Annotated in this window: 24 protein-coding genes; 22 read left to right on the top strand and 2 right to left on the bottom strand. The window is 72.0% G+C overall.

Annotated features, from left to right (window positions below):
• Position 1 precedes the first annotated feature (1 nt).
• A complete protein-coding gene (gene nusB, locus E5083_RS25585) occupies positions 2-436 on the top strand; it encodes a transcription antitermination factor NusB (RefSeq protein WP_135788056.1) in 435 nt (144 codons plus the stop codon).
• 176 nt (positions 437-612) lie between these two features.
• Here nusB and bldD read toward each other — a convergent pair whose 3' ends face one another.
• Positions 613-1113 (bottom strand): transcriptional regulator BldD, encoded by a 501-nt coding sequence (gene bldD, locus E5083_RS25580; protein WP_099927449.1) that lies wholly within the window; start codon positions 1111-1113, stop codon positions 613-615.
• Positions 1114-1365: 252 nt separating this feature from the next.
• On the opposite strand from bldD, the gene pyrR reads away from it, so the two are divergent.
• The 14 genes from pyrR to E5083_RS25510 all read left to right on the top strand — a co-directional run bounded on the left by pyrR (position 1366) and on the right by E5083_RS25510 (position 18013).
• Positions 1366-1938, top strand: coding sequence for a bifunctional pyr operon transcriptional regulator/uracil phosphoribosyltransferase PyrR (gene pyrR / locus E5083_RS25575; RefSeq protein ID WP_031180175.1), 573 nt, complete (start codon positions 1366-1368; stop codon positions 1936-1938).
• A 91-nt stretch (positions 1939-2029) separates the two neighbouring features.
• Positions 2030-3022, top strand: a complete 993-nt coding sequence (locus tag E5083_RS25570) for an aspartate carbamoyltransferase catalytic subunit (protein ID WP_135788055.1) — start codon at positions 2030-2032, stop codon at positions 3020-3022.
• A 5-nt stretch (positions 3023-3027) separates the two neighbouring features.
• Positions 3028-4314 carry a dihydroorotase gene (locus E5083_RS25565; RefSeq protein ID WP_135788054.1) on the top strand — a complete coding sequence of 429 codons (1287 nt, stop codon included), beginning with the start codon at positions 3028-3030 and terminating at the stop codon, positions 4312-4314.
• Positions 4311-4895: a PH-like domain-containing protein gene (locus E5083_RS25560; protein WP_208754154.1), complete on the top strand. Its 585-nt coding sequence runs from the start codon at positions 4311-4313 to the stop codon at positions 4893-4895. The genes E5083_RS25565 and E5083_RS25560 overlap by 4 nt, the downstream gene beginning before the upstream one ends.
• On the top strand, positions 4892-6046 hold the full coding sequence (carA, locus tag E5083_RS25555; RefSeq protein ID WP_135788053.1) for a glutamine-hydrolyzing carbamoyl-phosphate synthase small subunit: 1155 nt from the start codon (positions 4892-4894) through the stop codon (positions 6044-6046). The genes E5083_RS25560 and carA overlap by 4 nt, the downstream gene beginning before the upstream one ends.
• Positions 6039-9347 carry a carbamoyl-phosphate synthase large subunit gene (gene carB / locus E5083_RS25550; RefSeq protein WP_135788052.1) on the top strand — a complete coding sequence of 1103 codons (3309 nt, stop codon included), beginning with the start codon at positions 6039-6041 and terminating at the stop codon, positions 9345-9347. Before carA ends, carB begins: the two co-directional genes overlap by 8 nt.
• Positions 9348-9439: 92 nt before the next feature.
• On the top strand, positions 9440-10546 hold the full coding sequence (locus E5083_RS25545; RefSeq protein ID WP_135788051.1) for a quinone-dependent dihydroorotate dehydrogenase: 1107 nt from the start codon (positions 9440-9442) through the stop codon (positions 10544-10546).
• Complete coding sequence (gene pyrF / locus E5083_RS25540) at positions 10543-11382, top strand: orotidine-5'-phosphate decarboxylase (protein WP_135788050.1); 840 nt, start codon at positions 10543-10545, stop codon at positions 11380-11382. Before E5083_RS25545 ends, pyrF begins: the two co-directional genes overlap by 4 nt.
• 255 nt (positions 11383-11637) lie before the next feature.
• A complete protein-coding gene (locus tag E5083_RS25535; RefSeq protein ID WP_030810589.1) occupies positions 11638-11961 on the top strand; it encodes an integration host factor in 324 nt (107 codons plus the stop codon).
• A gap of 60 nt (positions 11962-12021) precedes the next feature.
• Positions 12022-12615 (top strand): guanylate kinase, encoded by a 594-nt coding sequence (gmk, locus tag E5083_RS25530; protein ID WP_135788049.1) that lies wholly within the window; start codon positions 12022-12024, stop codon positions 12613-12615.
• A gap of 84 nt (positions 12616-12699) precedes the next feature.
• Positions 12700-12972, top strand: a complete 273-nt coding sequence (rpoZ, locus tag E5083_RS25525; RefSeq protein WP_030810584.1) for a DNA-directed RNA polymerase subunit omega — start codon at positions 12700-12702, stop codon at positions 12970-12972.
• Between the two features lie 108 nt (positions 12973-13080).
• On the top strand, positions 13081-14283 hold the full coding sequence (gene coaBC / locus E5083_RS25520; protein WP_135788048.1) for a bifunctional phosphopantothenoylcysteine decarboxylase/phosphopantothenate--cysteine ligase CoaBC: 1203 nt from the start codon (positions 13081-13083) through the stop codon (positions 14281-14283).
• Positions 14284-14546: 263 nt separating this feature from the next.
• Positions 14547-15755: a methionine adenosyltransferase gene (gene metK / locus E5083_RS25515; protein ID WP_030810578.1), complete on the top strand. Its 1209-nt coding sequence runs from the start codon at positions 14547-14549 to the stop codon at positions 15753-15755.
• A 110-nt stretch (positions 15756-15865) separates the two neighbouring features.
• Positions 15866-18013 carry a primosomal protein N' gene (locus E5083_RS25510; protein WP_135788047.1) on the top strand — a complete coding sequence of 716 codons (2148 nt, stop codon included), beginning with the start codon at positions 15866-15868 and terminating at the stop codon, positions 18011-18013.
• Positions 18014-18077: 64 nt separating this feature from the next.
• Here the strand turns inward: E5083_RS25510 and E5083_RS25505 are convergent, their stop codons facing one another.
• Positions 18078-18605 carry a hypothetical protein gene (locus E5083_RS25505; RefSeq protein ID WP_135788046.1) on the bottom strand — a complete coding sequence of 176 codons (528 nt, stop codon included), beginning with the start codon at positions 18603-18605 and terminating at the stop codon, positions 18078-18080.
• A gap of 293 nt (positions 18606-18898) precedes the next feature.
• Here E5083_RS25505 and fmt point away from each other — a divergent pair, with 293 nt between their 5' ends.
• From fmt to E5083_RS25470, 7 genes are all read left to right on the top strand, one after another.
• Positions 18899-19831 carry a methionyl-tRNA formyltransferase gene (gene fmt, locus E5083_RS25500; protein WP_135788045.1) on the top strand — a complete coding sequence of 311 codons (933 nt, stop codon included), beginning with the start codon at positions 18899-18901 and terminating at the stop codon, positions 19829-19831.
• An 80-nt stretch (positions 19832-19911) separates the two neighbouring features.
• Positions 19912-21330: an RsmB/NOP family class I SAM-dependent RNA methyltransferase gene (locus E5083_RS25495; RefSeq protein WP_135788044.1), complete on the top strand. Its 1419-nt coding sequence runs from the start codon at positions 19912-19914 to the stop codon at positions 21328-21330.
• A gap of 159 nt (positions 21331-21489) precedes the next feature.
• Positions 21490-22176: a ribulose-phosphate 3-epimerase gene (gene rpe, locus E5083_RS25490; RefSeq protein WP_135788043.1), complete on the top strand. Its 687-nt coding sequence runs from the start codon at positions 21490-21492 to the stop codon at positions 22174-22176.
• Positions 22177-22266: 90 nt separating this feature from the next.
• Positions 22267-23310: a sugar-binding transcriptional regulator gene (locus tag E5083_RS25485; RefSeq protein ID WP_030810559.1), complete on the top strand. Its 1044-nt coding sequence runs from the start codon at positions 22267-22269 to the stop codon at positions 23308-23310.
• 56 nt (positions 23311-23366) lie between these two features.
• The gene (locus E5083_RS25480; protein ID WP_135788042.1) at positions 23367-23819 is read left to right on the top strand and encodes a guanyl-specific ribonuclease; all 453 of its coding nucleotides are present in this window, start codon (positions 23367-23369) and stop codon (positions 23817-23819) included.
• Positions 23816-24151 carry a barstar family protein gene (locus E5083_RS25475; RefSeq protein ID WP_135788041.1) on the top strand — a complete coding sequence of 112 codons (336 nt, stop codon included), beginning with the start codon at positions 23816-23818 and terminating at the stop codon, positions 24149-24151. Before E5083_RS25480 ends, E5083_RS25475 begins: the two co-directional genes overlap by 4 nt.
• A gap of 126 nt (positions 24152-24277) precedes the next feature.
• Entirely contained in the window at positions 24278-25720 is a 1443-nt protein-coding gene (locus tag E5083_RS25470) for a GuaB1 family IMP dehydrogenase-related protein (RefSeq protein ID WP_167513636.1), read from the top strand.
• Positions 25721-25811: the final 91 nt, after the last annotated feature.

Genomic DNA, 25811 nt, shown 5'->3' with positions numbered 1-25811 from the left:
CGTGGCCGCCCGCAACACGGCCCGCAAGCGCGCCTTCCAGATCCTCTTCGAGGGTGACCAGCGCGGCACCGACGTCATCACGGTTCTCGCCGACTGGGTCCGGCTCTCCCGGAGCGACACCCGGCAGCCGCCCGTCAGCGAGTACACCATGCAGCTCGTCGAGGGGTACGCCGAGCGCGCCCGCCGCATCGACGACCTGATCGCCCAGTACGCGGTGGGCTGGACGCTCGACCGGATGCCGGTCGTCGACCGCAACCTGCTGCGCCTCGGCGCGTACGAGCTGATCTGGGAGGACGAGACCCCGGACGCGGTCGTCCTCGACGAGATGGTGCAGCTCGCGAAGGAGTTCTCGACGGACGAGTCGCCGGCCTTCGTGAACGGTCTTCTCGGCCGCTTCAAGGAGCTGAAGCCGAGCCTGCGGCGCGATCAGCCGTAGCAGCGTCGTAGGGGCGCGGGAGAGCCGCGTGTGCCGGCCCGTCGGGGCTGGTCGCGCAGTTCCCCGCGCCCCTGAGTTTCTCCGGCCTCAGCGAGCCGAAAAAGCCGCCGGGGTGGCAGGGAAGGTTTCCCTGCCACCCCGGCGGCACGTTTCTGCTGCTGAACCCCGCGGAGCGGTCAGGCGTCCTCGTGGGCGACCGCGCGGCGCGCGTCCGCGTCCAGGACGCCCCAACTGATGAGCTGCTCGGTGAGGACCGAGGGGGACTGGTCGTAGATGACGGCGAGGGTGCGCAGGTCGTCCTGGCGGATCGACAGCACCTTGCCGTTGTAGTCGCCGCGCTGGGACTGGATGGTCGCCGCGTACCGCTGGAGGGGGCCCGCCTTCTCGGCCGGCACGGTGGCCAGCCGCTCCAGGTCCAGGACCAGCTTCGGCGGCGGCTCGGCGGCCCCGCCCGGCGTGGTGCCCGGCAGCAGCTCCTGCACCGGAACGCCGTAGAAATCGGCCAGCTCGGCCAGGCGCTGTACGGTCACGGCACGGTCGCCGCGCTCGTAGGAACCGACCACCACGGCCTTCCAGCGCCCCTGGGACTTCTCCTCGACACCGTGGAGGGAAAGGCCCTGCTGGGTGCGGATGGCCCGGAGCTTGGCCCCGAGCTGTTTGGCGTATTCGCTGGACATATAGCTCCCCGGACACTGTGTAGACGCGGGCGGCAGGTGATCCCACCGCGCGGCTGGTAACTCACTGTGAGGTTACGCAGCGTGATTCTCCTGCGTCAAGCCGAATGGTCCACACCGACTCTTCCGTGGTAGTGGCCGCCCGTTGGGCCAAGCGGGTGAAGAAGCCCCTCCGGGGACCTGCTAGGGTGGTTGGCGCAAATCCGACGTCCTTTAAAGTCCGTCCCGTGAGGCGGAGAAGGAGGTCCGTTTCGTATGGACACGCACGCCAATCCGCTCAACTCCGATGCCCGGCCCGTGCTCGAAGGCCCGGACATCGCCAGGGTTCTGACCCGCATCGCCCACGAGATCGTCGAACGCGCCAAGGGCGCCGACGACGTGGTGCTCCTCGGCATCCCCACGCGAGGCGTCTTCCTCGCCCAGCGGCTCGCCGTCAAGCTGGAGCAGGTCACCGGCCGGAAGATCCCCGTCGGCTCGCTCGACATCACGATGTACCGCGACGACCTGCGCATGCACCCCCCGCGCGCCCTCGCCCGCACCGAGATCCCCGGTGAGGGAGTCGACGGCCGCCTGGTGGTCCTCGTCGACGACGTGCTCTTCTCCGGCCGCACCATCCGCGCCGCCCTCGACGCCCTGAACGACATCGGGCGCCCCCGCGCGGTGCAGCTCGCCGTCCTCGTCGACCGCGGGCACCGGGAACTCCCGATCCGCGCCGACTACGTCGGCAAGAACCTCCCCACGTCGCTGCGGGAGACGGTCAAGGTCCAGCTCGCCGAGGAGGACGGACGGGACACCGTGCTGCTCGGTGCCAAGTCTGCCGACCAGTAGCGCCTCCGGGTGCCCGGCCGCTTCGGCGTGCCCCGGCGCACCCCGGTCCGCCCGAAACCTCCCGTATTAACTGCCTTACGGAGCCTGACAGATGCAGCGTCATCTCATCTCGGCCGCCGACCTCACCCGCGACGACGCCGTCCTGATCCTCGACACCGCCGAGGAGATGGCCCGGGTCGCGGACCGGCCGATCAAGAAACTGCCGACCCTGCGCGGCCGCACGGTCTGCAACCTCTTCTTCGAGGACTCGACCCGCACCCGGATCTCGTTCGAGGCCGCCGAGAAGCGCCTCTCCGCCGATGTCATCAACTTCGCGGCCAAGGGCTCCAGCGTCTCCAAGGGCGAGTCGCTGAAGGACACCGCCCAGACGCTGGAGGCGATGGGCGTGGACGCCGTCGTCATCCGGCACAGCGCCTCCGGCGCCCCCTACCGCCTCGCCAACTCCGGCTGGATCGACGCCCCGGTCATCAACGCCGGCGACGGCACCCACCAGCACCCCACCCAGGCCCTGCTGGACGCCTTCACCATGCGCCGCCGCCTGATCGGCGCCGACGCCGGGCTCGGCCGGGACCTCGACGGCAAGCGCGTCACCCTCGTCGGCGACGTCCTGCACAGCCGCGTCGCCCGCTCCAACGTGGATCTGCTGCACACCCTGGGCGCCGAGGTCACCCTGGTCGCCCCGCCCACCCTGCTGCCGGTCGGCGTGGAGACCTGGCCCTGCGAGGTCTCCTACGACCTCGACTCCACGCTGCCCAAGTCCGACGCGGTGATGATGCTCCGCGTGCAGCGCGAGCGGATGAACGCCGCGTTCTTCCCCACCGAGCGCGAGTACTCCCGCCGCTACGGCCTCGACGGCGACCGCATGGCCAGGCTGCCGGACCACGCCATCGTGATGCACCCCGGCCCGATGGTCCGGGGCATGGAGATCACCGCCGAGGTCGCCGACTCCGACCGCTGCACGGTCGTGGAGCAGGTCGCCAACGGCGTCTCCATCCGCATGGCCGTCCTCTACCTGCTGCTCGGCGGCAACGAGCCCGCCGGCGCCCAGCCCGCCACCGCCCACCTTCGTACCGAGGAGAAGTAAGACCCATGAGCAAGATCCTGATCCGTGGTGCGAAGGTGCTCGGGGGCGAGCCGCAGGACGTACTGATCGACGGCGAGCTGATCGCGGCGGTCGGCACCGGGCTGAGCGCCGAGGGCGCCGAGGTGATCGAGGCCGGTGGCAAGGTGCTGCTGCCGGGCCTGGTCGACCTGCACACCCATCTGCGCGAGCCGGGCCGCGAGGACTCCGAGACCGTGCTGACCGGCACCCGCGCCGCCGCCTCCGGCGGCTTCACCGCCGTCTTCGCCATGGCCAACACCTTCCCCGTCGCCGACACCGCCGGCGTGGTCGAGCAGGTCTGGCGGCTCGGCAAGGAGTCCGGCTACTGCGACGTACGCCCCATCGGCGCCGTCACCGTGGGCCTGGAGGGCAAGAAGCTCGCCGAGCTGGGCGCCATGCACGACTCGGCCGCCGAGGTCAGCGTCTTCTCCGACGACGGCAAGTGTGTGGACGACGCGGTGATCATGCGCCGCGCCCTGGAGTACGTGAAGGCGTTCGGCGGGGTCGTCGCCCAGCACGCCCAGGAGCCCCGGCTCACCGAGGGCGCCCAGATGAACGAGGGCGTCGTCTCCGCCGAGCTGGGCCTCGGCGGCTGGCCGGCCGTCGCCGAGGAGTCGATCATCGCGCGGGACGTGCTGCTCGCCGAGCACGTCGGCTCCCGCCTGCACATCTGCCACCTCTCCACGGCCGGCTCGGTGGAGATCATCCGCTGGGCCAAGTCCCGCGGCATCGACGTCACCGCCGAGGTGTGCCCGCACCACCTGCTCCTGACCGAGGAGATGGTGCGCACCTACAACCCCGCCTACAAGGTCAACCCGCCGCTGCGTACCGAGCGCGATGTGCGCGCCCTGCGCGAGGCGCTGGCCGACGGCACGATCGACATCGTCGCCACCGACCACGCCCCGCACCCGCACGAGGACAAGGACTGCGAGTGGGCCGCGGCCGCCATGGGCATGGTCGGCCTGGAGACCGCGCTGTCCGTGGTGCAGGAGACCATGGTGGAGACCGGCCTGCTGGACTGGGCCGCGGTCGCCGACCGGATGTCCTTCACCCCGGCCCGCATCGGCGGCGCCACCGGCCACGGCCGCCCGGTCGCCGCGGGCGAGCCCGCCAACCTCACCCTCGTGGACACGGCCTACCGTGGACAGGTGGACCCCGCGCGCTTCGCCTCGCGCAGCCGCAACACCCCCTACGAGGGCCGCGAGCTGCCGGGCCGTGTCACCCACACCTGGCTGCGGGGCAAGGCCACGCTCATGGACGGGAAGCTCACGTGACACCTGCAACTCAGCTCGCCGTATCGCTCGCCACCGGGCTGGCGGACGAGAAGAAGTCGGCCGCGGTGACCGACTGGGCCGCCCGCCTGGGCTGGCTCGTCGGACTGGCCCTCTTCGTCGCCCTCGTCTACTGGCTGATGCGCGAGGGCTGGAAGTGGCGCGGCACCCTCCAGAGCGACCTGCCCGAACTCCCCGAGGTGCCGGACGACCTCGGCCCCGAGAAACTTACCCTCAGCGGCCGCTACCACGGCTCCACCACCGCCGGGCAGTGGCTGGACCGGATCGTGGCCCACGGCCTGGGCTCCCGCAGCCGGGCCGAGCTGACCCTCACCGATGAGGGCCTGGCCGTCGAGCGCCCCGGCGCCACCGACTTCTTCATCCCCGCCGGAGCGCTGCGCGGCGCTCGGCTCGACAAGGGCATCGCGGGCAAGGTCCTCACCGAGGGCGGACTGCTCGTGGTGACCTGGGCGCACGGCGAGAAGCTGATCGACTCCGGCTTCCGCTCCGACCACGCCGCCGAACACACCACCTGGGTCGACACCCTGAACCAGATGACCAACCACACGGAAGGCGCACGATGACGACCTCCACCAGGGGAGCCGCGAAGACTCCCGCCGTACTCGTCCTGGAGGACGGCCGCACCTTCCGCGGCCGCGCCTACGGGGCCGTGGGGGAGACCTTCGGCGAGGCCGTGTTCTCCACCGGCATGACCGGCTACCAGGAGACCCTGACCGACCCCTCCTACGACCGCCAGATCGTCGTCGCCACCGCCCCCCAGATCGGCAACACCGGCTGGAACGACGAGGACGACGAGTCCGGCCGCATCTGGGTCTCCGGCTACGTGGTCCGCGACCCCGCGCGCGTGCCGTCCAACTGGCGCTCCCGGCGCTCCCTGGACGACGAGCTGACCGCCCAGGGCGTCGTCGGCATCAGCGGCATCGACACCCGCGCCCTCACCCGGCACCTGCGCGAGCGCGGCTCCATGCGCGCCGGCATCTTCTCCGGCGAGGCACTCGCCCCCGACGCCGAACTGGTGGAGCGGGTCCAGGCCCAGCCGCACATGAAGGGCGCGAGCCTCTACGAGGAGGTCGCCACCAAGGAGGCGTACGTCGTCCCCGCGGTCGGCGAGAAGAAGTTCACCGTCGCCGCCATCGACCTCGGCATCAAGGGCATGACCCCGCAGCGGATGGCCGAGCGCGGCATCGAGGTCCACGTGCTCCCGGCGACCGCCACGGCCGAGGACGTCTACGCCGTCGACCCCGACGGTGTGTTCTTCTCCAACGGCCCCGGCGACCCGGCCACGGCCGACGGCCCGGTGGCCCTGATGACCGCCGTGCTGGAGCGGAAGACCCCGCTGTTCGGCATCTGCTTCGGCAACCAGATCCTCGGCCGCGCCCTCGGCTTCGGCACCTACAAGCTGAAGTACGGCCACCGGGGCATCAACCAGCCCGTCCAGGACCGCACCACCGGCAAGGTGGAGGTCACCGCGCACAACCACGGCTTCGCCGTCGACGCGCCGCTGGACCAGGTCAGCGAGACGAAGTTCGGCCGCGCCGAGGTCTCCCACGTCTGCCTGAACGACGACGTGGTGGAGGGCCTCCAGCTCCTCGACCAGCCGGCCTTCTCCGTCCAGTACCACCCCGAGGCGGCGGCCGGTCCGCACGACGCCGCCTATCTGTTCGACCGCTTCACGTCTTTGATGAGCACCGTCCGGGAGGGCCAGCGTGCCTAAGCGCTCCGACATCCAGTCCGTCCTGGTCATCGGCTCGGGCCCGATCGTCATCGGTCAGGCCGCCGAGTTCGACTACTCCGGCACCCAGGCGTGCCGCGTGCTCAAGGCCGAGGGCCTGCGCGTGATCCTGGTCAACTCCAACCCGGCGACGATCATGACCGACCCGGAGATCGCCGACGCCACCTACGTCGAGCCGATCACCCCCGAGTTCGTCGAGAAGATCATCGCCAAGGAGCGCCCCGACGCCCTCCTGCCCACCCTGGGCGGCCAGACCGCGCTGAACACCGCCATCTCGCTGCACGACAGCGGGGTGCTGGAGAAGTACGGCGTCGAACTGATCGGCGCCCGGCCCGAGGCGATCCACAAGGGCGAGGACCGCGACCTCTTCAAGGGCGTCGTGGAGGAGGTCCGCAAGAAGACCGGCCACGGCGAGTCCGCCCGCTCGGTCATCTGCCACGCCATGGACGACGTCCTCGCGGGCGTCGACACGCTCGGCGGCTACCCCGTCGTCGTCCGCCCCTCCTTCACCATGGGCGGCGCCGGCTCCGGCTTCGCCCACGACGAGGAGGAGCTGCGCCGCATCGCCGGCCAGGGCCTCACGCTCTCCCCGACCACCGAGGTGCTCCTGGAGGAGTCCATCCTCGGCTGGAAGGAGTACGAGCTGGAGCTGATGCGCGACAAGAACGACAACGTCGTGGTCGTCTGCTCCATCGAGAACTTCGACCCGATGGGCGTGCACACCGGCGACTCGATCACCGTCGCCCCCGCGATGACGCTGACCGACCGCGAGTACCAGCTCCTGCGCGACGTCGGCATCGCCATCATCCGCGAGGTCGGCGTGGACACCGGCGGCTGCAACATCCAGTTCGCGGTGAACCCCGAGGACGGCCGGGTCATCGTCATCGAGATGAACCCGCGTGTCTCCCGGTCCTCCGCGCTCGCCTCCAAGGCCACCGGCTTCCCGATCGCCAAGATCGCCGCCAAGCTGGCCGTCGGCTACACGCTGGACGAGATCCCGAACGACATCACGCGGGAAACCCCGGCCTCCTTCGAGCCCACGCTCGACTACGTCGTCGTCAAGGCCCCCCGGTTCGCGTTCGAGAAGTTCCCGCAGGCCGATTCCACGCTGACCACCACCATGAAGTCGGTCGGCGAGGCCATGGCCATCGGCCGCAACTTCACCGAGGCGTTCCAGAAGGCGCTGCGCTCGCTGGAGAAGAAGGGCAGCCAGTTCACCTTCATCGGTGACCCCGGCGACAAGACCGCCCTCCTCGAAGAGGCGGTACGCCCCACCGACGGCCGGATCAACACCGTCATGCAGGCCATCCGCGCCGGTGCCACGCCCGAGGAGATCTTCGACTACACGAAGATCGACCCCTGGTTCGTGGACCAGCTCTTCCTCATCAAGGAGACCGCGGACGAGCTGGCCGAGGCGTCCGAGCTGACCGCCGAACTGCTCGCCGAGGCCAAGCGGCACGGCTTCTCCGACCTCCAGATCGGCGAGATCCGGGGCCTGCGCGAGGACGTCGTCCGCGAGGTCCGGCACGTGCTCGGCATCCGCCCGGTCTACAAGACGGTCGACACCTGCGCCGCCGAGTTCGCCGCCAGGACGCCGTACTTCTACTCCTCCTACGACGAGGAGAGCGAGGTCGCGCCGCGCGAGAAGCCCGCCGTGATCATCCTGGGCTCCGGGCCCAACCGCATCGGCCAGGGCATCGAGTTCGACTACTCCTGCGTCCACGCCTCCTTCGCGCTCTCCGACGCCGGGTACGAGACCGTGATGGTCAACTGCAACCCGGAGACCGTCTCCACCGACTACGACACCTCCGACCGGCTCTACTTCGAGCCGCTCACCCTGGAGGACGTGCTGGAGATCGTGCACGCGGAGTCCCTCGCCGGCCCGATCGCCGGTGTGGTCGTGCAGCTCGGCGGCCAGACCCCGCTCGGCCTCGCGCAGGCGCTGAAGCACAACGGCGTGCCGGTCGTCGGCACCCCGCCCGAGGCCATCCACGCCGCCGAGGACCGGGGCGCCTTCGGCCGCGTGCTGGCCGAGGCCGGCCTGCCCGCGCCCAAGCACGGCACCGCCACCACCTTCGCCGAGGCCAAGGCCATCGCGGACGAGATCGGCTACCCGGTCCTGGTCCGCCCCTCCTACGTCCTCGGCGGCCGCGGCATGGAGATCGTGTACGAGGAGGAGCGCCTCTCCGCGTACATCGAGGAGTCCACCGAGATCAGCCCGTCCCGGCCGGTCCTCGTGGACCGCTTCCTGGACGACGCCATCGAGATCGACGTCGACGCCCTCTACGACGGCGAGGAGCTGTACCTCGGCGGCGTCATGGAGCACATCGAGGAGGCCGGCATCCACTCCGGCGACTCGGCGTGCGCCCTGCCCCCGATCACGCTGGGCGGCTTCGACATCAAGCGGCTGCGCGCCTCCACCGAGGCCATCGCCAAGGGCGTCGGCGTCCGCGGACTGATCAACATCCAGTTCGCCATGTCGGGCGACATCCTCTACGTCCTGGAGGCCAACCCGCGCGCCTCCCGCACGGTCCCCTTCACCTCCAAGGCGACCGCCGTCCCGCTCGCCAAGGCCGCCGCCCGCATCTCGCTGGGCACGACCATCGCCGAGCTGCGCGCCGAGGGCCTGCTGCCCGCCACCGGCGACGGCGGCGAACTCCCGCTGGACGCGCCGATCTCCGTCAAGGAGGCCGTGATGCCCTGGTCCCGCTTCCGGGACATCCAGGGCCGCGGCGTGGACACCGTGCTCGGCCCGGAGATGCGCTCCACCGGCGAGGTCATGGGCATCGACTCCGTCTTCGGCACGGCGTACGCCAAGTCGCAGGCGGGCGCGTACGGCCCGCTGCCCACCAAGGGCCGCGCGTTCATCTCGGTCGCCAACCGCGACAAGCGCTCGATGATCTTCCCGGCCCGCGAGCTGGTCGCCCACGGCTTCGAGCTGCTGGCCACCTCCGGCACCGCCGAGGTCCTCAAGCGCAACGGCATCAACGCCACCGTCGTGCGCAAGCAGTCCGAGGGCGCCGGCCCGAACGGCGAGCGGACCATCGTCCAGCTCATCCACGACGGCGAGGTCGACCTCATCGTCAACACTCCCTACGGCACCGGCGGCCGCCTCGACGGCTACGACATCCGTACGGCGGCCGTGGCCCGCTCGGTGCCCTGCCTGACCACCGTCCAGGCGCTCGCCGCCGCCGTCCAGGGCATCGACGCCCTCGGCCGCGGGGACGTGGGCGTCCGCTCCCTCCAGGAGCACGCGGAACATCTGAACGCGGCCCGCGACTAGCCGCGCCGAGGGGGACACCGGAAACGGTGTCCCCCTCTTCATGAGCCCCTCTTCATGAGCCACGCCCGCCCCGCCCCTTGAGGACTCCCCACATGTACAAGCTGTTCTTCCGGCTGATCTTCCAGCGGATGGACCCGGAACAGGCCCATCACCTCGCCTTCCGCTGGATTCGCCTGCTCGCCCGCATCCCGGTCCTGCGCACCTTCGCCGCCGCCGCGCTCGCCCCCCGGCACGAGGAACTGCGCACCGAGGCCCTCGGCCTGCGCATGCACGGCCCCTTCGGGCTCGCCGCCGGCTTCGACAAGAACGCCGTCGGTATCGACGGGCTCTCCATGCTCGGCTTCGACCACGTCGAGATCGGCACCGTCACCGGCGAGGCCCAGCCCGGCAACCCGAAGAAGCGGCTGTTCCGGCTGGTCGCCGACCGAGCCCTGATCAACCGCATGGGCTTCAACAACGAGGGCTCCCTCGCCGTCGCCGCCCGCCTCGCCTCCCGGCGCCCGGTGTTCCGTACGGTCGTCGGCGTCAACATCGGCAAGACCAAGGCCGTCCCCGAGGCGGACGCGGTCGCGGACTACGTGAAGTCCGCCGAGCGGCTCGCCCCGCACGCCGACTACCTCGTGGTCAACGTCTCCTCCCCGAACACCCCCGGTCTGCGCAACCTCCAGGCCACCGAGGCGCTGCGCCCGCTGCTCGGCGCCGTGCGCGAGGCCGCCGACCGCGCCACCGGCGAGCGCCGCGTGCCGCTCCTGGTGAAGATCGCCCCCGACCTGGCGGACGAGGACGTCGACGCCGTCGCCGACCTCGCCGTGGAACTCGGCCTGGACGGCATCATCGCCACCAACACCACCATCGCCCGCGAGGGCCTCGGCCTGCGCTCGGCGCCCTCGGTGGTCAAGGAGACCGGCGGACTGTCCGGCGCGCCGCTCAAGACACGCTCCCTGGAGGTGCTGCGGCGCCTGTACGCGCGCGTGGGCGACCGCATCACCCTGGTGGGCGTCGGCGGCGTCGAGACCGCCGAGGACGCCTGGCAGCGCATCCTGGCGGGTGCCACCCTGGTCCAGGGCTACAGCGCCTTCGTCTACGAGGGCCCCTTCTGGACCCGTGCCGTCCACAAGGGCCTCGCCGCCCGGCTGAAGGCCAGCCCGTACGCCACCCTCGCCGACGCGGTCGGCGCCGACGTCAGGAACCCCGCATGAGCGAGCCCTTCGGTACCCGTCTGCGCCGTGCCATGGACGAGCGCGGCCCGCTGTGCGTCGGCATCGACCCGCACGCCTCGCTGCTCGCCGACTGGGGCCTGAACGACGACGTGGCCGGCCTGGAGCGGTTCAGCCGCACGGTCGTGGAGGCCGTGGCCGACCGGGTCGCCGTGATCAAGCCGCAGAGCGCGTTCTTCGAGCGGTTCGGCTCGCGCGGTGTCGCCGTCCTGGAGCGTGTCGTCGAGGAGACCCGCGCGGCGGGCGCCCTGGTCGTGATGGACGCCAAGCGCGGCGACATCGGCTCCACCATGGCCGGGTACGCGGAGGCGTTCCTGCGCAAGGACGCCCCGCTGTTCTCGGACGCGCTCACCGTGTCCCCGTACCTCGGCTACGGCTCGCTCGCGCCGGCGGTCGAGCTGGCCCGCGAGAGCGGCACCGGGCTGTTCGTGCTCGCGCTGACCTCCAACCCGGAGGGTCCCGAGGTGCAGCACGCGGTCCGCGCGGACGGGCGCAGTGTCGCCGCGACCGTGCTGGCCCACCTCGCCGCCGATAACGCGGGCGCCGAGCCGCTGGGCTCCTTCGGCGCGGTCGTGGGCGCCACGGTGGGCGACCTGTCCTCCTACGACCTCGCCATCAACGGGCCGCTGCTCGCCCCCGGCGTCGGTGCCCAGGGGGCCACCCCGGCGGACCTCCCGGCGGTGTTCGGGAGCGCGGTGGGCAACGTGGTGCCGAACGTCAGCCGGGGCGTGCTGCGGCACGGTCCCGACGTCGCGGCGCTGCGGGCGGCCACGGCGGCCTTCGCGGGCGAGATCCGGGCCGCCGTCGCGGGCTCCTGAGCACGGCGGACGGGCTCGATGGGGGGTCCGAGAGGCGAATACATCCACGAATCGTGGGCAGTATGCCCGAAAAGTCCGACCTCACGGAGGCTGACCAGGACTTTTCCGCTGTTCTCGCTGACTCTGGCGAACATGCCCGCTAGTCTCCGAGCAGTGAGAGCGGGCGAGCGTGTTGCTCGTCGCTCCCCAGGTGTGGGGCGACTAGGTTCCTCACCGGTCCGTATCCGACAGTTCGACATCCGAGGTGACGTAGGCGTGGCTCTTCCGCCCCTTACCCCTGAACAGCGCGCAGCCGCGCTCGAAAAGGCCGCCGCGGCTCGCCGGGAGCGGGCCGAGGTCAAGAATCGACTCAAGCACTCCGGCGCCTCGCTGCACGAGGTCATCAAGCAGGGCCAGGAGAACGAGGTCATCGGCAAGATGAAGGTCTCGGCCCTGCTGGAGTCCCTGCCGGGCGTGGGCAAGGTCCGCGCCAAGCAGATCATGGAGCGTCTGGGCATCTCCGAGAGCCGCCGTGTCCGCGGCCTCGGTTCCAACCAGATCGCCTCCCTGGAGCGTGAGTTCGGCAGCACCGGCTCCTGAGTCCGGGCGCTGCCCGGACCGGAGTCCCGGACACTCCGGGATTGCTGGAATAATCGCTGCATGGCTGGAACATTCCGGGGGACGTCCCCCGTACCCCCGGACGCACGTCCGCGGCTGACCGTGCTCTCCGGCCCCTCCGGGGTCGGCAAGAGCACGGTCGTCGCCCATATGCGCAAAGAACACCCCGACGTCTGGCTGTCGGTGTCCGCGACGACCCGCAAGCCGCGACCCGGCGAGCAGCACGGCGTCCACTACTTCTTCGTCAGCGACGAGGAGATGGACAAGCTGATCGCCAACGGCGAGCTGCTGGAGTGGGCCGAGTTCGCCGGCAACCGCTACGGCACACCCCGCACGGCCGTGCTGGAGCGGCTGGAGAAGGGCGAGCCGGTACTGCTGGAGATCGACCTCCAGGGCGCCCGGCAGGTCCGCGAGTCGATGGCCGACGCCCAACTGGTCTTCCTCGCCCCGCCGTCCTGGGACGAGCTGGTGCGCAGGCTCACCGGCCGGGGCACCGAGCCGCCGGAGGTCATCGAGCGCCGGCTGGCGGCGGCCCGGACGGAACTGGCCGCCGAGCCCGAGTTCGACGTCACCCTGGTCAACACCTCCGTCGAGGACGTGGCCGGGGAGCTGCTAGCCTTGATGGACGTTGTGTGATCGTGACCGCCGTCCATGAAGAGGACCCAACGGTCACGGTGATCCACACCGACTGATTCTTTCCCACCCATCGGAAGGCAGAGCGTGTCCTCTTCCATCACCGCGCCCGAGGGCATCATCAACCCTCCGATCGACGAGCTCCTCGAGGCCACCGACTCGAAGTACAGCCTGGTGATCTACGCGGCCAAGCGCGCCCGTCAGATCAACGCGTACTACTCGCAGCTCGGTGAGGGCCTCCTCGAGTACGTCGGTCCGCTCGTCGACACCCACGTCCACGAGAAGCCGCTCTCGATCGCGCTGCGCGAGATCAACGCCGGTCTGCTGACCTCCGAGGCCATCGAGGGCCCGGTCCAGTAGTTCCCGTCTTGTCCACAGGCCCGGCAGTCACCCTGCCGGGCCTGTGGTGTGTCATGGGTGTCAAAGGTTCCGAGAAAGTCCGTAGGACGCTGGGAGACGGTGGAGACGGTGGACAAGCCGAAGGTCGTGCTGGGCGTCAGCGGCGGCATCGCCGCGTACAAGTCCTGTGAGCTGCTCAGACGGCTCACCGAGTCGGGGCACGACGTGCGGGTGGTGCCGACCGCCTCCGCGCTGCACTTCGTCGGCGCCGCCACCTGGTCCGCGCTGTCCGGCAACCCGGTCTCCACCGAGGTCTGGGACAGCGTCCACGAGGTCCCGCACGTCCGCATCGGGCAGCACGCCGACCTCGTGGTGGTCGCGCCCGCCACCGCCGACATGCTCGCCAAGGCCGCGCACGGCCTCGCCGACGACCTGCTCACCAACACCCTGCTCACCGCGCGCTGTCCGGTGGTCTTCGCCCCGGCGATGCACACCGAGATGTGGGAGCACCCGGCCACCCAGGAGAACGTGGCCACTCTGCGCCGCCGGGGCGCGGTCGTCATCGAGCCCGCCGTGGGCCGCCTCACCGGCGTCGACACCGGCAAGGGGCGGCTGCCCGACCCGGCCGAGATCTTCGAGGTGTGCCGCCGGGTGCTGGCGCGGGGCGTGACCGAGCCCGACCTCGCCGGGCGCCATGTGGTGGTCTCGGCGGGCGGCACCCGTGAGCCGCTGGACCCGGTGCGCTTCCTCGGCAATCGCTCCTCCGGCAAGCAGGGGTACGCCCTCGCCCGGACCGCCGCCGCGCGGGGGGCCCGCGTGACCTTGGTCTCGGCCAACGCCTCCCTGCCCGACCCGGCCGGGGTGGACATCGTGCACGTCGGCACCGCCGTCCAGCTCCGCGAGGCGGTGCTCAAGGCCGCGGCCGACGCCGATGCCGTGGTCATGGCCGCCGCCGTCGCCGACTTCCGCCCGGCGGTCTACGCGAGCGGGAAGATCAAGAAGAAGGACGGCCAGGAGCCCGAGCCGGTCGCCCTGGTGCGCAATCCCGACGTGCTCGCCGAGGTCGCCGCCGAGCGCGCCCGCCCCGGCCAGGTCGTCGTCGGCTTCGCCGCCGAGACCGACGACGTGCTCGCCAACGGCCGCGCCAAGCTGGCCCGCAAGGGCTGCGACCTGCTGGTGGTGAACGAGGTGGGGGAGCGCCGGACCTTCGGCTCGGAGGAGAACGAGGCGGTCGTCCTGGGCGCCGACGGCACCGAGACGGCCGTACCGCACGGGCCGAAGGAGGCCCTCGCGGACACCGTCTGGGACCTGGTGGCGGCCCGGCTGGGCTGAGCGGCTGGGCCGTTCGGGGCGGTCTGTTTTCGGCCACCCGGAGTCTTTTTTTCACACCGCGATGGCGCGTGGCGGATCTGGTCAACGCCGCGCACCAGCGGGCAGAATGCCTGTGCCGCAGGTCACAGCGTTCTCGCTGGGCGAGAACGGGTGGCCCTGCGGCCAGGTGCGACCGATAAACTGTTCACGGACGACGTTGGGCGCAGCTCCCGACGTGGTCCTTCAATGATCAGCCAGCAGCCGCTGCAACCCCAGGGAGCGTTGTGTCCCGTCGCCTGTTCACCTCGGAGTCCGTGACCGAAGGTCACCCCGACAAGATCGCTGACCAGATCAGCGACACCATTCTCGACGCGCTGCTCCGCGAGGACCCCTCGTCCCGCGTCGCCGTCGAGACGCTGATCACCACCGGCCTCGTGCACGTGGCCGGCGAGGTCACGACCAAGGCTTACGCGCCGATCGCCCAGTTGGTGCGCGAGAAGATCCTCGAGATCGGCTACGACTCCTCCAAGAAGGGCTTCGACGGCGCCTCCTGTGGCGTCTCGGTGTCCATCGGCGCGCAGTCCCCGGACATCGCGCAGGGCGTCGACACGGCGTACGAGTCGCGTGTCGAGGGCGATGAGGACGAGCTGGACAAGCAGGGCGCGGGCGACCAGGGCCTGATGTTCGGCTACGCCTCGGACGAGACGCCGACGCTGATGCCGCTGCCGATCTTCCTGGCGCACCGCCTGTCCAAGCGCCTCTCCGAGGTCCGCAAGAACGGCACCATCCCCTACCTGCGCCCCGACGGCAAGACCCAGGTCACCATCGAGTACGACGGCGACAAGGCCGTCCGTCTCGACACCGTCGTGGTCTCCTCCCAGCACGCCTCCGACATCGACCTCGAGTCGCTGCTCGCGCCCGACATCCGCGAGTTCGTGGTCGAGCCCGAGCTGAAGGCCCTGCTGGACGAGGGCATCAAGATCGACACCGAGGGCTACCGCCTGCTGGTCAACCCGACCGGCCGCTTCGAGATCGGCGGCCCGATGGGCGACGCCGGCCTCACCGGCCGCAAGATCATCATCGACACCTACGGCGGCTTCGCCCGCCACGGTGGCGGCGCCTTCTCGGGCAAGGACCCGTCCAAGGTGGACCGCTCGGCCGCGTACGCCATGCGCTGGGTCGCCAAGAACGTGGTGGCCGCGGGTCTCGCCTCGCGCTGCGAGGTCCAGGTCGCCTACGCGATCGGCAAGGCCGAGCCGGTCGGTCTCTTCGTGGAGACCTTCGGCACCGCCAAGATCGAGCCCGAGAAGATCGAGAAGGCCATCGACGAGGTCTTCGACCTCCGTCCGGCCGCGATCATCCGCGACCTCGACCTGCTGCGCCCGATCTACGCCCAGACGGCGGCCTACGGCCACTTCGGCCGCGAGATCCCCGACTTCACCTGGGAGCGCACCGACCGCGTCGACGCCCTGCGCAAGGCCGCCGGCGTCTGATCCGCACCGCGTGAACCGGGGCCCGGCCTCCCTTCGGGGAAGCCGGGCCCCGGCATGTTCCGGGTGCCTCGACGGACGGCGCTGTCAGTGGTCTTTGGAAGAATGCAAGCGTGAGCAGCGACAACGGGCCGGGGGACGGCGGGGCCGAGGGGCCGCCGCCGGAGCAGCTCGCGCTCATCCGGGAGAGCGTGCGCGGCGCCGACGTGCCGCGCGCCAAGCCGCGCACCTGGCGGGGGGCCGCGCTCGCCAAGGACCGGCCGGTCGCGCGGGTGCTCGTCGACAAGGGCGTGCTCCATCTCGACCGGTACTTCGACTACGCCGTGCCCGAGGAACTCGACGCCGACGCCCAGCCCGGCGTACGGGTCCGGGTGCGGTTCGGCGCCGGACGGCACCGGGTGCGGGACGGGCGGCGCGAGGGCGGCGGCCTGATCGACGGCTACCTGATCGAGCGGCGGGACGAGTCCGACTACTCGGGACCGCTCGCCGCCCTCGCCCAGGTCGTCTCCCCGGAGCCGGTGCTCGGCGAGGAACTCCTCGGGCTGGCCCGCGCCGTCGCCGACCGGTACGCGGGCAGCCTCGCCGACGTGCTGCAACTGGCCGTGCCGCCGCGCAGCGCCCGCGCGGAGAAGCGCGCCTCCCCCGAGCCCCTCCCCGCGCCCCCCGCCCCGGACGCGGGCACCTGGGCCCGCTACGAGTACGGTCCCGCCTTCCTCGACGCGCTGGCCTCCGGCGGTTCACCCCGCGCGGTGTGGAACGCGCTGCCGGGGCCCGAGTGGAGCGAGGAGATCGCCCGCGCCGTCGCCGCCACCCTCGCCTCGGGTCGTGGCGCGCTGGTCGTCGTCCCCGACGGGCGGACCGCCGCGCGGGTCGACGCCGCGCTGACCGACCTGCTCGGCAAGGGCCGCCACGCGCTGCTCACCGCCGACGCCGGGCCCGAGAAGCGGTACGGGCAGTGGCTCGCGGTCCGGCGCGGCTCGGTACGGGCGGTCGTCGGCACCCGCGCCGCCATGTTCGCCCCCGTGCGGGACCTCGGGCTCGTGGCCATCTGGGACGACGGCGACGACAGCCACAGCGAACAGCACGCGCCCCAGCCGCACGCCCGCGACGTCCTGCTGCTGCGTGCCTCCCTCGACAAGTGCGCCTTTCTGGTGGGTAGTTGGAGCTGCACGGTGGAGGCCGCGCAGCTCGTCGAGAGCGGCTGGGCGCGGCCCCTGACCGCCGGACGCGACCAGGTCCGCCGCACCGCCCCGCTGGTACGCACCGTCGGGGACACCGACCTCGCGCGTGACGAGGCCGCCCGCGCCGCCCGGCTGCCCAGCCTCGCCTGGCAGGCCGTCCGCGAGGGGCTCAAGACCGGCCCGGTGCTGGTGCAGGTGCCCCGGCGCGGGTACGTACCCCGCCTGGCCTGCGCCCAGTGCCGGGCGCCCGCGCGGTGCGCGCACTGTGCCGGGCCGCTCCAGGCGCAGGACGCGGGGGCGCTGCGCTGCGAGTGGTGCGGGCGCCAGGAGCACTCCTGGCACTGTCCCGAGTGCGGCGGCTTCCGGCTGCGGGCCCAGGTCGTCGGCGCGCGCCGTACCGCCGAGGAGCTGGGGCGCGCCTTCCCCGCCGTGCCGGTACGCACCTCCGGGCGCGAGCATGTGCTCGACACCGTGCCGGACGCGCCCGCGCTGGTCGTCAGCACGCCGGGCGCCGAGCCGGTCGCCGAGGGCGGGTACGCGGCCGCGCTGCTGCTCGACGGCTGGGCCATGCTCGGCCGGCCCGACCTGCGTTCCGGCGAGGACGCGCTGCGCCGGTGGATCGGCGCGGCCGCACTGGTGCGTCCGCAGGGCGACGGCGGGACCGTGGTGGTCGTGGCCGAGCCGACGCTGCGGCCCGTGCAGGCGCTGGTCCGCTGGGACCCCGTCGGGTTCGCGGTCCGCGAGCTGGCCGAGCGGGCCGAGCTGGGGTTTCCGCCGGTGTCGCGGATGGCGGCGGTGTCGGGGACGCCGGAGGCGGTCGCGGAGTTCCTCGCGGCGGTGGAGTCACCCCCGGACGCGGAGGTACTGGGGCCGGTGCCGCTGCCCCCGACCCTGCCCGGCCGGCCCCGCCGTCCCGGTGCGCCCCCGCCGGGGGAGCAGTGGGAACGTGCGCTGATCCGGGTGCCGCCCGGCAGTGGCTCCGCGCTGGCCGCCGCGCTGAAGACGGCTCAGGCGGCGCGGATGGCGCGGGGGAGTGGAGAGCCGGTACGGGTGCGGATCGATCCGCCGGACATCGGCTGAGGTTCTTGACGCGCATACGAACGCCCTCCCGGTCGGTTACCGGGAGGGCGCGGGGCGGGTCCGGTCAGCCGCTGCGGGGGCCCGGGAAGGCCGGGGGCCTCGGGTCGTCGCGGAGGGTGGGGCTGCCCGAGGTCGGCTGGGTCGGCATGGAGCGGGCCGCGGGAACGGTCGGCATACCGGTGTTGATGGTGCGGGTGCCCGAGGGCTCGCCGGCCCGCTCGGCCTCGGCCGCGGCCTGGGCGGCGGCCCGGCGGGCGCCGTAACGGCGGTGCACGGCCTGCTTGGTGACGCCGAGCGCGGAGCCCACCGCGTCCCACGAGAAGCCGAGCGAGCGGTCGAAGTCCACGGCCGCCGTCACCAGGGTCTCGACGCTGTCCCGGAGTTCCTGGGCGAGGCGGACCGTCGGGGCGGGGGCGCGTCCGTAGACGACGAAGCCGGTGGACGGACCGGAGCGGCGGGGACGGTAGACGTTGCCGAGCTGGGCGGTGAGGGTGCGCAGCGCGTCCACCTGCCGGCGGACCCGCTCGATGTCGCGCACCAGCAAGTGCAGGCTGGCACGGGCCTGGGCGTCGTGGGTTGCGTGGTCGGCCATGAACAAGCCTCTCGAACCGGCGTTGAAAGGAAGTGGGCGGCTTTGGCGGCCCGAAGTGGTCAACTCTCTCTTGACCAACGCGTGGGCGCTCCGCTGGTCACGGGGTGGGGGCGTGCGGGGTGTGTTTGTACGCCGGGGTCTCCCACCCGCGCACCACCCGTTTGCTGTTGGCCGGGAGGCTGGACAACATGTGGTGCCGATCGCCGTCGGCGGCCTCGGCCACCTGATGACCGCGCGCGGTCATAGACTGGTCCGCTGCCGTTTGCTGTCGTTCGAGAGGGTCGTTTCTGACCATGAGGCTTGTCTTCGCCGGTACCCCCGAGGTCGCCGTTCCCGCTCTGGACGCTTTGATCGACTCCGGGCGGCACGAGGTGGCCGCCGTCGTCACGCGGCCCGACGCGCCCGCCGGGCGGGGGCGCAGGCTGGTCGCTTCGCCCGTGGCCGAGCGGGCGGAGGAGGCCGGGATCGAGGTGCTGAAGCCGGCCAGTCCGCGCGACCCGGCGTTCCTGGAGCGGCTGAAGGAGATCGGCCCGGACTGCTGCCCGGTCGTCGCCTACGGCGCCCTGCTGCCCCGCGTCGCCCTCGACATCCCCGTCCACGGCTGGGTCAACCTGCACTTCTCGCTGCTGCCCGCCTGGCGCGGAGCCGCGCCCGTACAGCACTCGATCATGTCGGGCGACCAGATCACCGGCGCCTCCACCTTCCTCATCGAGGAGGGCCTGGACTCCGGCCCGGTCTACGGCACCGTCACCGAGGAGATCCGCCCCACCGACACCAGCGGCGACCTGCTCACCCGGCTCGCCTTCGCCGGTTCCGGGCTGCTCGCGGCCACCATGGACGGCATCGCGGACGGCACCCTGAAGGCCGTACCGCAGCCCGCCGAGGGCATCACGCTCGCGCCGAAGATCACGGTCGAGGACGCCAGGGCCGACTGGACGGCGCCCGCGCTGCGCGTCGACCGGGTGGTGCGCGGCTGCACGCCCGCCCCCGGCGCGTGGACGGTGTTCCGGGGCGAGCGGCTCAAGCTCGTGCAGGTCAGGCCGGTGCCCGAGCGGACCGACCTCGCGCCCGGGCAGCTCGCCGTCGGGAAGAACAGTGTGCACGTGGGCACGGGCTCGTACGCCGTCGAGCTGCTCTGGGTGCAGGCGCAGGGCAAGAAGCCGATGCGGGCCGCCGACTGGGCGCGCGGGGCGCGGATCACCGAAGGCGAGTCGCTCGGCGGCTGACACCCCGCGAGTGGGGGGTGACGGTCCGCCGACGTACGCTGGTGACCGCACCCCCTGACCACATCCGGAGCACCTTTCCCGTGAGCGAGCAGTCCCGTCGGCCGCACCGGCCCGCCAAGCCCTACCGGCGCCCCCAGAAGGACCCCGTCCGCGTCCTCGCCTTCGACGCGCTGCGCGCGGTGGACGAGCGGGACGCCTACGCCAACCTCGTGCTGCCCCCGCTGCTGCGCAAGGCGCGGGAGAACGGCGACTTCGACGCGCGGGACGCCGCCCTCGCCACCGAGCTGGTCTACGGCACGCTGCGCCGCCAGGGCACCTACGACGCGATCATCGCCGCCTGCGTGGACCGGCCGCTGCGCGAGGTGGACCCGCCGGTGCTCGACGTACTGAGCCTGGGCGCGCACCAATTGCTCGGGACGCGCATCCCCACCCACGCCGCCGTCTCGGCCTCGGTGGAGCTGGCGCGGGTGGTGCTCGGCGACGGGCGGGCCAAGTTCGTCAACGCCGTGCTGCGCAAGATCGCCCAGCACGACCTGGACGGCTGGCTGGAGCGGGTCGCGCCGCCCTACGACGAGGACCCCGAGGACCACCTCGCCGTCGTCCACTCCCACCCCCGCTGGGTCGTCTCCGCGCTGTGGGACTCCCTCGGCGGCGGCCGCGCCGGCATCGAGGAACTTCTCGCGGCGGACAACGAGCGCCCCGAGGTCACCCTCGTCGCGCGGCCCGGCCGGTCCACCACCGAGGAACTGCTCACCGAGGACGCGGCCGTGGCCGGCGACTGGTCCCCGTACGCGGTACGGCTCACCGAGGGCGGCGAGCCGGGCGCGGTGGAGGCCGTGCGCGAGGGACGGGCCGGTGTGCAGGACGAGGGCAGCCAGCTCGTCGCCCTCGCCCTCGCCAACGCGCCCCTGGACGGCCCCGACGAGAAGTGGCTCGACGGCTGCGCGGGCCCCGGCGGCAAGGCCGCGCTGCTGGCCGCCCTGGCCGCCCAGCGCGGTGCCACCCTGGTCGCCTCCGAGAAGCAGCCGCACCGCGCGGGCCTGGTGGCCAAGGCGCTGGCCGGCAACCCCGGCCCGTACCAGGTGATCACCGCCGACGGCACCCGTCCGCCGTGGCTCCCCGGCACCTTCGACCGCGTCCTGATGGACGTTCCCTGCACCGGCCTCGGCGCCCTGCGCCGCCGCCCCGAGGCCCGCTGGCGCCGCCGCCCCGAGGACCTCGAGAACTTCGCCCCGGTCCAGCGAGCCCTCCTCCGCACCGCCCTGGACTCCGTCCGCGTGGGCGGCATCGTCGGCTACGCCACCTGCTCCCCCCACCTCGCGGAAACCCGGGCAGTAGTGGCCGACCTCCTCAAGCAACACCCCGACACCGAACTGATCGACGCCCGCCCCCTCCTCCCCGGCGTCCCCGACCTCGGCGAGGGCCCCGACATCCAACTCTGGCCCCACAAACACGGCACAGACGCGATGTACCTGGCCCTGATCCGCCGCACAGCGTGAGGGAATCAGGGGCACCCCTTGAACCCAGCCGGGCCGGGCCAACCCAGGGGCGCGGGGAACTGCGCGAACAACCCCCACCGGGCCGGCACCCGAACACCCGACCCCCACCACCCCGGACCTGACCCCGCACCCCCCGGAGGGGCATGGCAGGCTTGGTCCATGGCCGCGCAGATCAACCCCAGCATCCTGTCCGCAGACTTCGCCCGCCTCGCCGACGAGGCGAAGGCGGTCGAGGGCGCCGACTATCTCCACGTCGACGTCATGGACAACCACTTCGTCCCGAACCTCACGCTCGGCACCCCCGTCGTGGAGTCCCTGGCCCGCGCCACGGACATCCCGCTGGACTGCCACCTGATGATCGAGGACCCGGACCGCTGGGCCCCGCAGTACGTCGAGGCGGGCGCCTCCTCGGTGACCTTCCACGTCGAGGCGGCGCACGCCCCCATCCGGCTCGCCCGCGAGATCCGCGCCAAGGGCGCCCGCGCCGCCATGGCCCTCAAGCCCGCGACGCCGATCGAGTCGTACGAGGACATGCTCCCCGAGCTGGACATGCTGCTGATCATGACGGTCGAGCCGGGCTTCGGCGGGCAGGCGTTCCTCGACATCACGCTGCCCAAGATCCGCCGCACCCGCGACCTGATCGCCAAGCACGGCCTGCAGATGTGGCTCCAGGTCGACGGCGGTGTCTCGGCCGAGACGATCGAGCGCTGCGCCGAGGCGGGGGCGGACGTGTTCGTCGCCGGATCGGCCGTGTACGGGGCCCAGGACCCGGCCGAGGCGGTCCGTGCGCTGCGCGCGCAGGCGGACCGGGCGATCGCCGATTCGTCCTGGGCGTGCGGCCACTGAGCCACGCGTAGGTGAACGGTTGAGAGAAGGCCGCCCATCAGGGCGGATTCACGGCGCCGGATCTGCGAGGATGAACGGCGAATCCAGAGTGTGAACAGCAGTGAGGAGAGCGCCGTGTCGGGTATGTCGGCGGGCCGGTCAGCCATGCGGATGGGACCCGCTGAGCTGGTGCAGGCGGCGGCCATGGCCCGCCGCTTCTACCTGGAGGGCAAGTCCAAGATCCAGATCGCCGAGGAGTTCGGCGTCAGCCGCTTCAAGGTGGCCCGAGTGCTGGAGACCGCCCTCGAACGGGATCTCGTCCGTATCGAGATCCGCGTCCCGGCCGAGCTGGACGCCGAGCGCTCGGACGCGCTCCGCGCCCGGTACGGCCTCAGACACGCCGTCGTGGTCGAGTCCCCGGCCGACGCCGAGGAGACCCCCGACCCGGAGAACCTGGGCGAGGTCGCCGCCGACCTGCTCGGTGAACTCGTCGACGAGGGCGATGTCCTCGGCCTCGCCTGGGGCCGCTCCACCATCCACATGGCGGCCGCGCTCGACCGGCTGCCGCCGTGCACGGTGGTGCAGCTCACGGGCGTGTACGACGCCGGGACCGCCGAGCGCGGCTCGGTGGAGGCCGTCCGCCGTGCCGCCCAGGTGTCCGGCGGGGACGCCCACCCCATCTACGCGCCGATGCTGCTGCCGGACGAGGCCACGGCCGCCGCCCTGCGCAACCAGACCGGGATCGCCCGCGCCTTCGAGTACTTCGACAAGGTCACGGTCGCCTGCGTCTCCATCGGCTCCTGGGAGCCGGGCATCTCCACGGTGCACGACATGCTCAGCGACGAGGAGCGCGCGCACTACGCCTCGCTCGGGGTCGCCGCCGAGATGTCCGCGCACCTCTTCGACGCCGACGGGCGCCGGATCGGACGGGACCTGGGGGAGCGGTGCATCACGGTCAAGACCGACCAGTTGCGCCGTATCCCCGAGGTCGTGGCCATCGCGGGCGGGCAGCGCAAGGCCCCGGCGATCGACGCGGTGCTGCGCTCCGGGCTGGTCACCAGTCTGGTGACGGACACCTCGGCCGCGGACTACCTGCTCACCGCGGGCGCCGCGCCGAAGCCCGCGCTCAGCCGCGCCGACCCCGACGGGGTCTGAGGACGGAATCCGGCGGAACGCTGCCACGGCGGGCGGGCCGTGGCAGCATCTGCGGCATGCTGTCGCGGTTCGTCCCCCAGATCCTGAAGCGAAACAGCGGCCGGGCATGTCTGCTCGCCGGTGTGCTGGCCGTCCTCGGTGTCCTGCTGGCCGGCTGCGCCGGTACGGACACGGCCACCGAGCCCCCGGCCGCCTCGCAGAAGACCGTTTCGGTCCCGGCCTGGGCCAAGGGCATGGCCACCGTCCCCGAATCCAAGCTGCCCGTCGAGGCGCGGCGGACCCTCGCCCTCATCGACAAGGGCGGCCCCTATCCGTACGCACGGGACGGGATCGTCTTCGGGAACTTCGAGGGCCGTCTGCCCCAGCACCAGCGCGGTTACTACCACGAGTACACCGTGCCGACCCCCGGATCGAGCGACCGGGGTGCCCGGCGCATGGTCACCGGGGACGGCGGGGAGTTCTACTACACCGATGATCATTACAACTCGTTCCGGGCGGTGCTGAGATGAGCGAAGACCTTGTCGACCGGGTTGCGGTCACCCTCGACCTCAAGGGGGTCCGGAACAAGGCCGGGCTGATGGACCAGGTGGTGTCGGCGCTGAACCTGCCCGACTGGTTCGGCCGCAACTGGGACGCCCTGCTGGACTCCCTCTCCGACACCACCCTCTGGCCCCCGGCCGCCATCGAGCGCGGGCTGCTGATCGTCGTACGGAACTGGGAGCCGTTCGCCGAGCTGAACGGGCAGGAGTGGCGGATCGCGCGGGACGTGTTCTCCGAGGCGGTGGACCGCACCTCGTTCCTCGACGTGATGCTCGCCCTTGGAGGAACCTCCGAGCTGTGACCTCGGGTCCCTGGAGGTTCCGTGAGGGCATGATCAGGGCCCTGGCATGGGAGAATGAAGTACGTGCTCTTTCCCCCTGGCGCACCCGTCAGGGGGTCACCTCTGATCGACTGGGATGTGCGGCACGTGCGTTTCCTCAATGACATCCAGCCCGCCTACGACCTGACGTACGACGACGTCTTCATGGTGCCGAGCCGATCGGCGGTCGGCTCCCGGCAGGCGGTGGACCTCGGCTCTCCCGACGGCACCGGTACCACCATCCCGCTGGTCGTCGCCAACATGACCGCCATCGCGGGACGCCGGATGGCGGAGACGATGGCCCGGCGCGGCGGCCTGGTGGTCATCCCGCAGGACATCCCGATCGACGTCGTCACCGAGGTCGTCTCCTGGGTCAAGAGCCGCCACCTCGTGCTGGACACCCCGATCGTGCTGTCCCCGCACCAGACGGTGGCCGACGCGCTGGCCCTGCTGCCCAAGCGGTCGCACAACGCCGGTGTCGTCGTGGACGCCGACTACCGTCCCGTCGGTGTCGTCACCGACCAGGACCTCAGCGGGGTCGACCGCTTCACCCAGCTCGAAGTGGTCATGTCCCGCGACCTGCTGCTGCTCGACGCCGGCATCGACCCGCGCGAGGCGTTCAACATCCTGGACGCGGCCAACCGCCGCTACGCCCCGGCCGTCGATGCCGAGGGCCGCCTCGCCGGCATCCTCACCCGCAAGGGCGCCCTGCGCGCCACCCTGTACACCCCGGCCGTGGACGCCGACGGCAAGCTGCGCATCGCGGCGGCCGTGGGCATCAACGGCGACGTGGCGGGCAAGGCCAAGCAGCTCCTCGACGCGGGCGTGGACACCCTCGTCATCGACACCGCGCACGGCCACCAGGAGTCGATGATCAGCGCGGTCCGCACCGTGCGCGCCCTCGACCCCCAGGTGCCGATCGTCGCGGGCAACATCGTCTCCGCCGAGGGCGTCCGCGATCTGATCGAGGCCGGCGCCGACATCATCAAGGTCGGTGTCGGACCGGGCGCCATGTGCACCACCCGGATGATGACCGGCGTGGGCCGCCCCCAGTTCTCCGCCGTGCTGGAGTGCGCCGCCGAGGCGAAGAAGCACGGCAAGCACGTGTGGGCCGACGGCGGTGTCCGCCACCCCCGCGACGTCGCCATGGCGCTCGCGGCCGGTGCCTCCAACGTGATGGTCGGCTCCTGGTTCGCCGGCACCTACGAGTCGCCCGGCGACCTCCAGCAGGACGCCAACGGCCGCCTGTACAAGGAGTCGTTCGGCATGGCGTCCGCCCGCGCGGTGCGCAACCGCACCTCCGAGGAGTCGTCGTACGACCGCGCCCGCAAGGGGCTCTTCGAGGAGGGCATCTCCACCTCCCGCATGTTCCTCGACCCGGCCCGGCCGGGCGTGGAGGACCTGGTCGACTCGATCATCGCGGGCGTCCGCTCCTCCTGCACCTACGCCGGTGCCGGTTCGCTGGAGGAGTTCGCCGAGAAGGCCATCGTCGGCATCCAGAGCGCGGCCGGGTACGCCGAGGGCATGCCCCTGCACGCGAGCTGGAGCTGACCCCTCCGCACGCCTGCGACCTGGGAGCTTCCCAGGTGCGGGGGCGGGCGCGGTTCGTGTTCTACTTCGTAGGAGAAGTGACCGTACCGAC

This window comes from Streptomyces bauhiniae (assembly GCF_004784475.1).
GTDB lineage: Bacteria > Actinomycetota > Actinomycetes > Streptomycetales > Streptomycetaceae > Streptomyces > Streptomyces seoulensis.
The sequence above is the reverse complement of the archived record's forward strand: the minus strand, read 5'-3'. Positions and strand labels throughout refer to the sequence as shown.

Excerpts from the sequence above, each read along its gene's own strand:
- E5083_RS25475 (WP_135788041.1), top strand. The coding sequence starts at position 23,816 with ATGAGCGAAGACCTTGTCGACCGGGTTGCGGTCACCCTCGACCTCAAG.
- E5083_RS25545 (WP_135788051.1), top strand. The coding sequence starts at position 9,440 with ATGTACAAGCTGTTCTTCCGGCTGATCTTCCAGCGGATGGACCCGGAA.
- pyrF (WP_135788050.1), top strand. The coding sequence starts at position 10,543 with ATGAGCGAGCCCTTCGGTACCCGTCTGCGCCGTGCCATGGACGAGCGC.
- gmk (WP_135788049.1), top strand. The coding sequence starts at position 12,022 with ATGGCTGGAACATTCCGGGGGACGTCCCCCGTACCCCCGGACGCACGT.
- E5083_RS25480 (WP_135788042.1), top strand. The coding sequence starts at position 23,367 with ATGCTGTCGCGGTTCGTCCCCCAGATCCTGAAGCGAAACAGCGGCCGG.
- bldD (WP_099927449.1), bottom strand. The coding sequence starts at position 1,113 with ATGTCCAGCGAATACGCCAAACAGCTCGGGGCCAAGCTCCGGGCCATC.
- rpe (WP_135788043.1), top strand. The coding sequence starts at position 21,490 with ATGGCCGCGCAGATCAACCCCAGCATCCTGTCCGCAGACTTCGCCCGC.
- E5083_RS25570 (WP_135788055.1), top strand. The coding sequence starts at position 2,030 with ATGCAGCGTCATCTCATCTCGGCCGCCGACCTCACCCGCGACGACGCC.
- E5083_RS25565 (WP_135788054.1), top strand. The coding sequence starts at position 3,028 with ATGAGCAAGATCCTGATCCGTGGTGCGAAGGTGCTCGGGGGCGAGCCG.
- carA (WP_135788053.1), top strand. The coding sequence starts at position 4,892 with ATGACGACCTCCACCAGGGGAGCCGCGAAGACTCCCGCCGTACTCGTC.
- fmt (WP_135788045.1), top strand. The coding sequence starts at position 18,899 with ATGAGGCTTGTCTTCGCCGGTACCCCCGAGGTCGCCGTTCCCGCTCTG.
- pyrR (WP_031180175.1), top strand. The coding sequence starts at position 1,366 with ATGGACACGCACGCCAATCCGCTCAACTCCGATGCCCGGCCCGTGCTC.
- E5083_RS25505 (WP_135788046.1), bottom strand. The coding sequence starts at position 18,605 with ATGGCCGACCACGCAACCCACGACGCCCAGGCCCGTGCCAGCCTGCAC.